This window comes from Legionella jamestowniensis (genome assembly GCF_001467745.1).
GTDB lineage: Bacteria > Pseudomonadota > Gammaproteobacteria > Legionellales > Legionellaceae > Tatlockia > Tatlockia jamestowniensis.
In genome coordinates this window covers 1,817,123-1,830,099 of the sequence record NZ_LNYG01000013.1, presented here as the reverse complement: position 1 = coordinate 1,830,099, position 12,977 = coordinate 1,817,123, and the positions used below count along the sequence as shown (strand labels likewise).

The window sequence follows — 12,977 nt, the reverse complement described above, 5'->3', positions numbered from 1 at the left end:
CACCAATAATTTCCCGCCAATAAAGAATGTCACTCATTAATAAATTAAACTAAAAGCAAATTGGGCAATATTAATTCAATTTAAAGGGTTGTTGTATGGGTAGGTTTACCCAATATGGTTATTGCCTTGGATAACGATGTTTAATATTAAGGTGGTTTTCACTAAAACGATGGAATAAAATACCTCTACAAGTTGAATAGAGGATTTTTTCATTTGTGACGCTAAAAATTAACAAATGGATTCTTGGTTTTTTAATTTTAATTCTTGTTATCCTTGTCTATTTTCATTTCACAGAATTAAGCAAGTTTGTCCAGTTAATACACCGTATTAACCCTTTCTGGTTTATTCTGGCTTTACTGTTCCAAATAGGAACCTATATATCCCTTGCGAGCGTTTGGTGGATTGTTCTGTGGCGCCAGCATCAAAAAATTTCATTTTTAAATCTGGTTTCATTAAGTTTGTCTCAATTATTTGTTAACCAAACTATTCCTTCCAGTGGTTTAAGTGGAACTACTCTAGTGACACAGTACTTGCTTCAACGTAAGATTTCTAAAAAATCAGTCGCATTAGCGCTCACTTTAAATGTATTCAGTCGACAAATCGCTTATTTTTTAGTGTTTATTCTGGCAATTATTATACTTTGGTTCCACCACAGCCTTAATAAACCCTTGATTATTTTTACTATCATTTTTACATCCGCGATAGTTTTTATTTCTATAGCCGCTATTTATTTATGGATTCATATTCGTGATAAAGCGTTACCCCGTTTTTTAAAAAAATTTGAAACCTTAAAGTCATTACTTTCAGCAATAAAAAAACTTCAACCTAAAACGCTGCTTAGGCCTACAGTCAGCCTACCTGCCATTTGCTTGCAGGGAGCCATTTTTATTTTTGATGCTTTAACGTTGTGGATGGTTTTGTGGGCGCTTGATATCGATTTAAGTTTCGTGCTGGTTTTTGCAACCCAAGTAATAGCTCAGGCTGTTGGATCAATTACATTAATACCAGGTGGGCTTGGTGTCTTTGAAGGCAGCATGACGGGTATGCTATATGCTTTGGGTTTACCGCTTGAATCAGCTTTAGCTGCCACTATTCTTTTTAGAGGGTTGACATACTGGCTCCCCATGCTCCCTGGATTTGTTATAACCAACAGAAAGCTATACCGATCATAATTAGAAAAGAAGAATCAACGTTGTGATCTATACTTAAGGATAACCTCATAGCTCATCGATAATTTTGGAGAAAAGCAATGACACAGGAAAAGCAAGAAAAATTGAATCAAGCAATGAGAGATTTCATCTATTTTCAAAATATGGTTCCTGGTAAGCAAGAATCCCCTTTTATACAGCAATTTAAACAAGCATGCCTCGATTCAGAACCCGATGAGGATGTAAAACAATACCGCCAACAGTTGCTTGGGAATTTTCCCCCCATCCTTACTTTTAAAAACAAAAAGCAAGAGGAAGATTTTTACAAACAGGAAGCAATGAATTGCAGCAATTTTTGCTGTGGTGAGGTAGTGCCAGAACAATCCAATCCATCGGTGAAGGACAATTATAAACTCTCAATTGGAAATGGGGAACTCTACGAAGGGAATGCTGATAGTGTAAAATCACAATTAAAAGAAGATATTAACTCAGAAACTTTTGGTAGCCCTCAACAGGAGCAATATCTTAACGGGCTTAAAGAATTTTCTACAAAAGTGTCAGAAAGGGAATCGCCTTCTTTATTAACAAAACAGTCAGAAGACTTAGATCAATCAAAGGATGCCACTTCTACACCTTTCAAGACTACGCCCAAGCCCTGGAAAGATTAGAATTTTTGTAATGTACAGTGAGATTTTTCTACTAAATACTGTATTCAACAAAAAAAACAACTAATATAACTGTCCTTTTGATAGTATAAGGATGTTATATGTTTGGAGCGATTCTGGATTTATTAACGAGTGCGGTTGAAACGTTTGACGAAACACTTCAAGATACGCCAGCACACACGTTAGTTTTAGCAACGACTGCTCTCTATTTTCTTTATAATCAATACCACAACCCCTGGATAGCACGAGCTTTTCGTGCTCGTCATAATGAAACACCTAAACAGCGTATTATTGATGCAGCATATGGGATGGTTAAAAATTTCCCTTTAGTGCAAAAGTATCTTAATAATGAACTTGATAAAAATTTACAATCTACAAGAGATAAACTTTCCTCCCAGCGCGCGCACATGACTCTTCTTAATAACATTCCTGAAACCAGCCGCACGCCGGCTGAAATTCTTAGTCAGTTCGGTATAGATTTGAAAGAATGCGATTTTGATTTTCAATCGATTAGAGAAAAAGATAGAAAATTTATTATACAGCAAGGAGATGGCCAGGATTCAGGTGCTCTTTATACAACCCACCCCAAAGAATTAGTAGAAATACTCAAGGAAGTCTATGCTAAAACTGAATTGACTAATCCGATGCATGATAAGTGGCCACGAATTAACGCAATGCAAGCAGAAATTATTCGTTGGTGCCAGAATTTATTCCATGGTTCTGACGAAGGGTATGGTCTTTTAACCCATGGGGGCACCACCAGTATTATTGAAGCAATGGCTGCCTATGTGCTTCATGCGAAAGCAAAAGGAATTATGCATCCGGAAATCGTAGTGCCTGAAACTGCGCATGCAGCTTTCAAAAAGGCTGCGGAACTAACTGGCGCTATTTTAATTACGGTGCCTGTTGACAAAAAAACCGGCGCCGTTACTGTGGAAACGATGAAGAAATACCTTTCTCATAATACGGCAGTCATGGTCGGGTCAGCCCCTTCTTTTATGAATGGCATTAATGATCCTATTGGTGAATTAGGACAATTAGCTAAAACCAGAAATATCCCCTTGCATGTTGATGCTTGTTTAGGTGGATTTTTAACTGCTTTTCTTGACACTTCGACAGCCCCTATGGATTTTCGCGTTGCTGGTGTTAGCTCTATTTCTGCAGATACGCATAAGTATGGTTTCTGTCCTAAAGGAAGCTCGGTCTGTCTTTTCAGTAAAGATTCACCTGCTTTAGCGGTTTATGCTGCATTGAATTGGTGTGGAGGTTTGTATGCTACACCGGGTATTTTAGATGGTTCAACCAGTGGCGCTCGTGTGGGAGAAATTTATGCCACATTATCTTATTATGGGCGGCAAAACTATCAAAAAATTGCTGAATCTATTGTAAAGCTTCGACAGAATTTACAGATAAAAGTCGATGGCTTAGCTAATACAACAACTAATATTCAACCGAAAGATATTTACGTTTATGGCAATCCCAAATGGTCTGTATTAGGATTTCGTAGTGATACATTAAACCCCCATCTAATTGCTGACGAACTGGAAAAACGTGGTTGGAAGCTTAATTTATTACAAAACCCAGCGGGCTTCCATTTATGTTTAACCCATGTCCACACTTTGGCAGAAGGATTTGAAGATAAATTTATAAGTGATCTTGGTGATGCTGTTATTGCCGTAAAACAATACCCTGCTGATAAAAAACCTTCTGGGAATGTTAAAGTGTATGGAGCAGTCGGTACGATGCCTACTGATGTACAAAGACAAGTGAGTGTGCAATATCAAAAAGAGCGTCTTAAGTATACAGGGGTAAGCAACGACAGTTTCTTTGGAAAGTCGACTATTGAATCAGATATAAAAGAAAAAAAGACAAATCAACCTGTGTTAAGTACTCTAACTCCTACTGACATTTAAGGACTTCCCTGATGCAACATATTGAAGGTAAAACTATTTTAATTACGGGCGCTTCAAGTGGTATTGGTGAGGCTTGCGCACGTCTTTTTGCCAGCAACGGGGCAAAACTGATTCTTTGTGCTCGCAGAACGCAGCGTATAGAGCAACTTGCGGCAGAATTGAATCGCCTCAACACTGTGGCCTGTTTATCCGTGTCATTGGATGTGCGTGTTAAGGAAGAGGTAGAACAAGTTTTAGGCTCCCTACCTTCTGCATGGCAATCGATTGACGTCTTAATCAACAATGCAGGTCTTGCTTTATCAAGCGATTCCATCCAGCAAGGATCTTTTGAAAATTGGGACAGGATGATTGATACCAACGTAAAAGGATTGCTCTATGTAAGCCGTTGTGTTTTGCCCGGAATGTTAGAACGGGGTCGAGGCCATATTGTCAATATTGGATCGATTGCAGGCTATGAATGTTATCCTGGAGGAAATGTCTATTGCGCAACCAAGCATGCAGTGCGGGCAATTACCAAATCAATGCGTCTGGATTTGTTAGGCAGTCCTATTCGGGTTACTGAAATAGCGCCTGGGGCGGTGGAAACTGAGTTTAGTGAAGTCCGTTGGGGTGATAAAAAGAAAGCACAGGCTTTTTACCAAGATTTTACTCCGTTGCTGGCAGATGATATTGCTGATGCTGCTTATTATTGCATTACTCGACCGCCACATGTAGATATAGCAGAGATGACTGTAATGCCAACTGTACAAGCCTCAGCAACTCATATCTATCGAAGCAAATGAGACTTGAATCTCATTTGCCCGATTGCTGTTAATTTTTTGATTGTATAGCTTGTTGTTGTACTTGCTGAATTTGTTTTTGTAGATCCGTTTGTACTTGCTTTATTTGGTTTTGGGTTTGGGTATTTGCAGTTTGAATCTGTTGTTGCAACTGTGTTTGCATTTGCTTCATTTGAGTCTGTAGCTGAGAATTCAGTTTATCAATCTGTTGCTGCTGTTGCGCTTGTAACTGTTTTAGTTGGCTTTGTAATTGTGAGTTTAATTGTTGGATTTGCTGCTCTGCTGAACCTGATAATTGAGGTGGAGCGGCAGCATGTAGATTGGTAATTCCGGCTATAGCAAGAAGAAAAAGTCCTATTTTACTCACAGTAAACTCCTTAATAGTGAAAGAAAAAATGTAACTTCTACTTTAACGTTTTTTATATTGAACGCAAGATTCCGTTTTAAACTACTTTAAAATAAAATAAAGACTTGATCAATCATCAACAATATGTTAAATTATTGAACAGTTTTAATGGATGTCGCTTAGCTTATGTCTTTAAATATTACAAATATGTCTACTGAGTCAATAAATGCTACTGAATTAATAAATTACACCGATTTTGTTACTCATTTATGCAAAGATTTGTTTAAAGTAACAGGAATTAATCATTTCAGTTATGTTGAGATGAATGATGAAGGTGATTTTATTTGGTTGGGAACTGATAGTAATTATTTTGAAACATGCCTTCATCAACAATTGGTTGCAACTGCTCCCGTTAGTATATTAAAAACTTATCCTAAAACTGGATTTTATTTAATTGATATCTATCAGGATGAATACAAAAAACACAGTGAGCCTGTATTTCAATTACTAAATAACTTTGAATATGGACATTCATTCCGAATATTGGAAATTGCTGACTATAATACTATCAAGTTATATTCGTTTGATGCCCCACTCGATAAACAGGATATAAATCATATTTATTTAAATAATCTTGACGTATTTAAAAAATTTAACAGCTACTTTGAAGACAAGATTACTTTTATTCGAGATAAATTTGAGTCGAATCGTCTTATAGACGCCGAATATGCTGAATTTACTCATTTGTGGAATTCTTCCTTTAAACAAAATGGTTTTATGGATCATACGCTACCAGCTATGTTCTATTCAGCCGAATCTAAAATACAGATTACTCCCCGGGAAAGGGAAGTATTATTCTGGTATATTAAAGGAAAAACTTCCGAGGAAACTGCAAAATTGTTGAACGTTTCAAGGCGGACGATTGAAAGACATTTCGAGAATTTGCGCGATAAATTTGGTTGTTTTTCAAAAAATCAAATTGCATTAAAAATAATGAACGTTTTTTAAACAGAGGGTGTATTAGCATCCTCTTTCACATATTCTTCTCCCCCGCTGAATTTACAAACTCTTTAAATAATCTTAAAAAAGGTTTTTTATAAATTAAAAATTCAGGATGAAATTGAACCCCTAGGAAAAATTTTTTTGTTGGGTCTTCGATACTTTGGACGATATTATTTTTTTCTATTGCTACAACTTTCAGTTCATGACCAAGATTAAAAATGGATTGCTTATGGATGCTATTTACTTTTAGCAAGGTCTTCTGTGTTATTTTAAAGAGTAAACTACGTGGGTTAATTTGCACTCGCTTGCGAAAAAAAATGTAGCCTAATAGGTTAGAGGGATATCGGGTTTTTTCAAAAACTTTCTCTATATCCGTATAAAGAGTCCCCCTTCTGTATACATTTATTAATTGACAACCTCGACAAATACCTAGAACAGGTAAATTATGCCGTTCGGCATAGGACAAATGTTTAAGTTCAAGTTTATCACGTTCAAAGTCGTACGTGTAATTGCCTTTTTTATTGCCTCCATAAAGTTCAGGAGTAATATCCACCCCACCACAAAGCAGTAAACCGTCATAATTATAATTATCCTGATTTTGCATGGTATTGATACACAAGGATTTTCCACCTGCCAGCCAAATGGCTAATTTTACGGCGCCAATAACGATTTTTGATTGATGATTTGAATAAGTAATTGCAATAACTGGTGGTGTTTTCATAGTTCTTTTACATAGGGAGTTATATAATTTAGCCATGTATTAGTTTGCATAAATAAAGATTTATTCTGTTTTTGTTTTAAATAAGCGTCACTTAACTGTATTCTTAACCCTTCATTAGCAGCCAATTTTTCAACTGTATTCCATCGTTTCCATTCAACGATAAGATCCCAGGACTCTGAGCCTAAATTGGTATTCGGTAAACGGTAATGAAAAGTTGGTCGTGGTTTGATTAGAGTGAAATTCACACGACTCCTGACTTTTTTTTCGTCGATATAGGCAAAAAGTGGCAACATATCCAGGGAGCGGTTTCGACTAGGGTTGTAGGATAGATAATCATCAATTAAACCTGATAAAGACGGCTTGTATGAAGGGTTTAAAATTTCTAGTGCATACCCTTCAGGATATTCATCGATGTAAGGTGAAATGTGTCGAGTGAGATCAACCTTGATGACTTCCCGTAACCAGTCATTTAATAAAATATAAGCTTGCAGATAAGATAAAATGGTCGTGGAGTCAAGCTTTGGCACATCAGGATTAATATGAAGACCAAAAGCGGCTAATAGTGATGCATGAGTATCTTTCGCTTTATTTTTTCTTAACTCATCAATAATTGGATTTAATGCTTCTATTTGTGAAATTGCAACAGGTGGCGTAATAATCTCAAGTGGAACAACATTTTGCAGGACATAAGAAATGGTTTTTCCCAGATATCCTTCAATGTCTATTTTTTCTTGCTTCATATTTTCATTGGATTTTCTGGCCAGATTTTTTAAAAATTGCGCATCCAGCTCGATATTAAAGGTTCCTAGTTTTGAATTGACCAAGGACCATTGCTGGGCATTATGAACTTGAATAGTGCCTGAATAGAGTTGTTGTAAAAGTTTTGTGGAGTCTTGAATAGTAAGACCCGCAAATTCAATTTCAAATCCAACCAATCTTTCTTGTTGCGCATAGTTTTGCGTCAACGGTGGAAATAGTCCTTTATTGTTCATTAATCCAAGTCTGACAAATAATGAAGTCGTTAAATTTTACTATAGACTATTAATTAAAGCATGGTTTGTATAACTTGTGCTGTAAAACTACTGCGTAGATAAAATCCGCGAGGAAGCGTTAAAATTTTATTGCCCTCTTCATCAAATCCATAGCAAAGTGATTTAGCGTTTGCTGCTTTCGGTCTAACTTGCAGGTACTGTCCTATGGTGGCATCAATTTTTTCCAACTTTCCGCATCCTATCATGAATGTTAACTCATGCCAGTCGCCGGCGAGAATCAATTCATCGTCTTTACTGGGTGACCATAAAAAGCCGTGTCCTATTCGTCGATGTTCGAAAGGGATAGTCCTCTCCCCTTCCACAGGAATCCATAAAATTCGTTTTAATTTTGAATAACACTGGGAGGAGAGCCATTGTTGCTGATGGATGGTTAATAAAGGAATGCTGGTTACAAACGTAGATTCGGCCGGTTTTCTTCTATGATTTAGAGGTAACGTTTTAAGTTCAATACCAAGATGAGAGAAATCAGGGATTGATTTTGTGCCTGCAGTAGTCCCTAAAGCCAACTCTATAGCCAGCCCTGCCCACCCTTTCCGCTTCGAGTTTTCAAAAGGAATAGCAATCTGCAGCATTGAAGCTAGCTGTAAAAAACTTAAGCCCTCGATACTACGACAACGCTCCAGAAGCTCAGCTTCATTCTTTAATTGTGTTTTTGGAAATAGCGGTTCTTGCATGCTCACTTTCTTTTAACTCTACACTAATGGGAGGAATTGGCGGTTTAATTCCGGCGGCTTTAAATTGTGTAGTTATTGCAAATAAGACCTTTGAGCGAATTTCAAAACGTGTATATAACTGTACATTAATAAAATAACGTATCTCGAATTCAATTAATGCATCATCGATTTGTTTTAAAAATACTTGGGGTGGCGGCTCATCGACAATTTCTGGAATAACCGCAAGAACATCCAGAATTAATTGTTGAATGATCACTGGATCATCGGCACGGCTAACTTTAATTGGAATAACCGTTCGCACAATGCTGTCTTGATGCGTCCAATTAGTAAATGGCTTGTTGAATGTCTCGGCATTGGGTATAAGAACCTCGGTATTATCCCATGAACAAACCCGCATTGAGCGGATGCCAATATGGGCAACGCGGCCTTCAAAATTATCAAGTGTAATTAAATCACCTTCACGGACTGGTCGTTCAATCAGTAACATCAAACCGCCGACGACGTTGGATGCAAAATCCCGCAATCCAAAACCCATACCCACAGCGAGACCACCGATAACCATCGACATACCACTAAAATCAAGACCGAGAACCCGTAGGGTAATAAACCCGCCAATGAGAATTACAGCGTACTGTGTAAACACAGATAAACTGTTGCGAATGCCGGCATCACGTGCATTGCGATAGAGCCAGCGATAACCGAATTCTCGCGTCCATTTCGCAGCCCAGGCAAAGACTGAAAGTAAAATCAAAAAGGCAATAATACTGAACGGAGTAATGTAAACCCCTGATAGATTGACCAGAGGATATTCACCAAATTTCATTAAATTCGTAATAATGACGGAATCGGAATGCAACCCAAACAATTGGCACAATATGTACAAACTAAAACCAATCAACAAAACTCGCAATATTTTATCGAGTGGTTTTAAAAAGACTTCAATCCATAGCCAGCCATTGCGCATGGAGGAAATCATCCATTCTGAGAAAAGATCAAGGGCATCAAGGAGTAAACCACGTATAACGACATAACACGTAAGGACAAGTAAAATTTGTACTTCATAACGGCTCATGGTCCATGCGAGATTAATATAGCCAATTTGGCCAATGACTGCTGTAGTAAATAACGTTAAGGGAATTAACACCACTAGGAGCATTACTGCATTGCGAAAATAGCGCTTTTTAGTTTTTAAAATAGGATGTAGCAGGTGGCTGATCGTTTCCCTATTTTTCCATCCTACAATAGATACAGCGAGCAAAAAAAGCATAAATAAACGGTTAAAGATATCTTGCAACAGCATGGATAAAGGTAACAGATGGCTAATAACCATTAAAGCTGTAGCCCATCCTCCAGCTAACAAAAGCCATTTGATGCGATAATAGAGACGGACATCAGTTCCTGAGGAGTCACTAACCCTTTCCAGCAGCACAAGTCGTGCCACTAAAATTAATATTCGAAAAGCAAGCCAGACAAAAATTAGGTTAAGTAATAATTGATAGTTTGAGAAAAGGATGTGGTTACCGTAAAGCAAAATCAGTATCGAGGCAACAATGGTTAAATGAGGAATGTTACGACTTAGTAATATCAGTGCTCCATCGTATAAATGCCCTGAAAGTCTTGAGCGTTCCTTATCACGGGTTAATTGCTTTAACAATTTATGTAAACCACAGGCTCCGAGAATAAGAAGACCTAAAATAACCCAAAGCATGGTTGCCGGGAAAAAATCTTGCCATAAATAATTGTCTCTAACTTTGAATACTAACGATTTGGAATAATTGTAAATTTGAGTAGGGATATGGATTAATTGATCAAAAATAATGGGCCAACTGTCTAACCGGTATTCTGATAAACTTTGTCTTACCGATAGCTGTTTTTTTAACTCTTCCTGGTGATTTTCTAAATCTTCTTGTAACGTTTGTTGTTGAATCACAATCCCTTCAATTCTTGCATTTACAATACGCATCAGTGCAGAAAATTGTTTTTTTAAGTTTTCATCCGTTAAATGGGCCCGTTCATCCGTTAGCATGGAAACCATCTTCTTTAAGCTTTGTTCCATTTCAGATAACTGGGTAATAGCTTCTTTGTAAGTTTCAGTAATGCTTTGCAGCGTTCTTATATTGGGGTCTTTTAGTAAAAGATAGTCGGCTTTCACTAGTTTTTTTTGCAAATCAAGCTCGGCAATTTTATACTGAGTTAAATTAATGACTTGATTATTAAGTAATAATTTAGCCTCTGCGCGGTAGACAGAAGGAAAACCATTATCTGTTTTTATTTCCTGTTGTAATTTAATAGTATGTTCATACAAGCGAGCTAAAGATTGATTGAACTGTTCTTTCTGTTCATGAAACTTTTCTAATTGCTTTTGCATAAGCGTTCTGGATTGCCATAAGTCTAATTGTTGTTTATGTAAAACTAGGGCGTCCTGATAACGATTGGCTAATGCTAAATTTTCATTAATCAAATCAATCGTTTTTTTATTAACATCGGTAAGCGTATTAATTTTACCAATTCGTTCTTGAGAGTCGTTTTGCGATAAAGGGGTTTGCTGCAAGTGTTTTAAACGTTGTGTAAAGTCTTGCTGCAATTGCTTTTGATTGGTGAGAAAACTTTCAAGACTCGTAATTTTTGCCTGATTAAGCGCCATCATGGCATTATTTTCTTGTAACTGCTTTTGATAATTTGCCTGATCAACGGGTAGAGGAAGGAGTTTTATTTCATTAATGGCAAGTGTGAGTTTATTTTTTTCTTGTACTAGATATTCGATTAGCTTGCTTGAGCTAGCCTCTGTCTTGGCAAATCCTGTGTGCACGGACAATAGCCAGACAATAGCCAGACTCAATAAAAAATTGAAATAAAACCAGCAACCTTTTAAGTTACCGGTTTTGACTCGTTTACTTTGTTGCTGATGGTGCAAGGCGAATTCCTAACTCATTAAGTTGCGCACTTCCAACCGCAGTAGGGGCATTTGTCAACAGACAAGAGGCTGACTGGGTTTTAGGAAACGCAATAACATCACGAATGGAGCTAGAATAGGTTAACAGCATTGCCAAACGGTCAATGCCTAGAGCAATGCCTCCATGCGGAGGACAACCATATTCTAGCGCATCCAATAAAAATCCAAATTTTTCCTGAGCCTCCTGCTCTCCTATTCCCAGTAAATCAAATACGGCTTGTTGCAATTGGGGTTGGTGAATACGAATTGAGCCACCACCAATTTCAAAACCATTAATGACAATATCATAAGCTCTTGCAAGTGTTTGGGTCGGGTGCTGCTTTAATGCTTCTACCGATAATTCCTGAGGGGAAGTAAAGGGATGGTGCATTGATTGCAGCTGATTGGTTTTCATATCTATCTCAAACATTGGCCAATTGACTATCCAAAGCAAGCGCCAGCCTGGCTCCACAAGATTGTTGTCGTGTCCCAGTTTAACGCGTAAAGCCCCCATGGACTCGTTAACTAATTGGGCATGGCCTGCGCCAAAGAAAATAACATCACCAGTGTGGCCCTCTACTCGATCGATAATTGCTTTTACACAATCTTGAGACAAAAACTTAAGAATGGGCGATTGTAAACCTTGCATGCCTTGTTCAAGATCATTGATTTTAATATAGGCCAAGCCCTTGGCGCCATAAATTCCAACAAAAGTCCCGTAATCATCTAGTGCTTTTCGGCTTAACTCACAACCTTTGGGTAATTTTAAAGCAACAACCCTCCCTTCAGGGTTCGCTGCAGCGGACGAAAATACGTTGAAATCGCAGTCTTTTACTAAATCAGCAATGTCTATTAATTCTAAAGGAATACGTAAGTCCGGCTTATCACTTCCAAAACGTCGCATTGCTTCTGCATAGGTCATTTTGGGGAGTTTCTCGGGCAATTCAACCTGAAGGGTTTCTTTAAATACTTTTTTCAGCATTCCTTCGATAAGATCTTGGATATGATTTTCATTGATAAAACTCATTTCAACATCAAGCTGAGTAAATTCAGGTTGTCTATCAGCACGTAAATCTTCATCTCTGAAGCAACGTACAATTTGATAATATTTATCAAAACCGGACATCATCAGCAATTGTTTAAACAATTGGGGTGATTGAGGTAGTGCATAAAATTGCCCAGGATGTACGCGAGAGGGTACTAAATAATCTCTTGCGCCTTCAGGTGTTGCTTTTGTGAGCATGGGCGTCTCAATATCCAGAAAGCCTTGAGAATTGAGATACTCGCGTATAGAGCGTATCAAATTATGGCGAAGCATGAGATTGTTTTGCATATCATTACGTCGTAAATCCAAATAACGATAGCGATAGCGCAAATCTTCACTCACCGTCTGATGATCATCAGGCAAAAATGGAGGCGTTTTTGATTGGTTTAATATCTCTAACGCTGTACCCAAAATTTCCACGCGTCCTGTAGCCATTTTTTCATTAATCATTCCTTGTGGACGAGAGCGAATAGTACCTTTAATACGTACGACAAATTCATGACGCAACTTTTCAGCGACACTGAATATATCGGCGAACTCCGGTTCATAAACAACTTGCACTAATCCGGAGCGATCACGAATATCCAAAAATATAACGCCACCATGATCGCGACGATTATGTACCCAGCCGCAAATGCTAACTGATTGTCCAATCATTGATTCCTGAATACTCGTGCAATAATGTGTTCTCATTTGAGCC

The 12,977-nt window shown here is 37.7% G+C and carries 11 protein-coding genes; 5 read left to right on the top strand and 6 right to left on the bottom strand.

What is annotated here, in order from left to right; genetic code table 11:
* Positions 1-215: 215 nt before the first annotated feature.
* From Ljam_RS12435 to Ljam_RS12420, 4 genes are all read left to right on the top strand, one after another.
* Complete coding sequence (locus Ljam_RS12435; protein WP_058450327.1) at positions 216-1,172, top strand: lysylphosphatidylglycerol synthase transmembrane domain-containing protein; 957 nt, start codon at positions 216-218, stop codon at positions 1,170-1,172.
* Between the two features lie 77 nt (positions 1,173-1,249).
* The gene (locus Ljam_RS12430) at positions 1,250-1,816 is read left to right on the top strand and encodes a hypothetical protein (protein WP_058450326.1); all 567 of its coding nucleotides are present in this window, start codon (positions 1,250-1,252) and stop codon (positions 1,814-1,816) included.
* A gap of 98 nt (positions 1,817-1,914) precedes the next feature.
* Positions 1,915-3,726, top strand: a complete 1,812-nt coding sequence (locus Ljam_RS12425; RefSeq protein ID WP_058450325.1) for a pyridoxal phosphate-dependent decarboxylase family protein — start codon at positions 1,915-1,917, stop codon at positions 3,724-3,726.
* A gap of 11 nt (positions 3,727-3,737) precedes the next feature.
* Positions 3,738-4,508: an SDR family oxidoreductase gene (locus Ljam_RS12420; protein WP_058450324.1), complete on the top strand. Its 771-nt coding sequence runs from the start codon at positions 3,738-3,740 to the stop codon at positions 4,506-4,508.
* Positions 4,509-4,536: 28 nt separating this feature from the next.
* Here Ljam_RS12420 and Ljam_RS12415 read toward each other — a convergent pair whose 3' ends face one another.
* Positions 4,537-4,872: a hypothetical protein gene (locus Ljam_RS12415; protein WP_238583727.1), complete on the bottom strand. Its 336-nt coding sequence runs from the start codon at positions 4,870-4,872 to the stop codon at positions 4,537-4,539.
* Positions 4,873-5,037: 165 nt separating this feature from the next.
* Here Ljam_RS12415 and Ljam_RS12410 point away from each other — a divergent pair, with 165 nt between their 5' ends.
* On the top strand, positions 5,038-5,859 hold the full coding sequence (locus Ljam_RS12410; protein ID WP_058450323.1) for a helix-turn-helix transcriptional regulator: 822 nt from the start codon (positions 5,038-5,040) through the stop codon (positions 5,857-5,859).
* A 25-nt stretch (positions 5,860-5,884) separates the two neighbouring features.
* Here the strand turns inward: Ljam_RS12410 and Ljam_RS12405 are convergent, their stop codons facing one another.
* The 5 genes from Ljam_RS12405 to aspS are packed head-to-tail and all read right to left on the bottom strand — an operon-like array spanning position 5,885 to position 12,970.
* The gene (locus Ljam_RS12405; protein WP_058450322.1) at positions 5,885-6,574 is read right to left on the bottom strand and encodes a gamma-glutamyl-gamma-aminobutyrate hydrolase family protein; all 690 of its coding nucleotides are present in this window, start codon (positions 6,572-6,574) and stop codon (positions 5,885-5,887) included.
* On the bottom strand, positions 6,571-7,566 hold the full coding sequence (locus Ljam_RS12400; RefSeq protein WP_058450321.1) for an amidoligase family protein: 996 nt from the start codon (positions 7,564-7,566) through the stop codon (positions 6,571-6,573). Before Ljam_RS12400 ends, Ljam_RS12405 begins: the two co-directional genes overlap by 4 nt.
* Positions 7,567-7,619: 53 nt before the next feature.
* On the bottom strand, positions 7,620-8,300 hold the full coding sequence (gene mutH, locus Ljam_RS12395; RefSeq protein WP_058450320.1) for a DNA mismatch repair endonuclease MutH: 681 nt from the start codon (positions 8,298-8,300) through the stop codon (positions 7,620-7,622).
* Positions 8,260-11,214: a mechanosensitive ion channel domain-containing protein gene (locus Ljam_RS12390; RefSeq protein ID WP_082651624.1), complete on the bottom strand. Its 2,955-nt coding sequence runs from the start codon at positions 11,212-11,214 to the stop codon at positions 8,260-8,262. Before Ljam_RS12390 ends, mutH begins: the two co-directional genes overlap by 41 nt.
* Positions 11,192-12,970, bottom strand: coding sequence for an aspartate--tRNA ligase (gene aspS, locus Ljam_RS12385; protein WP_058450319.1), 1,779 nt, complete (start codon positions 12,968-12,970; stop codon positions 11,192-11,194). Before aspS ends, Ljam_RS12390 begins: the two co-directional genes overlap by 23 nt.
* Between the last annotated feature and the right edge of the window lie 7 nt (positions 12,971-12,977).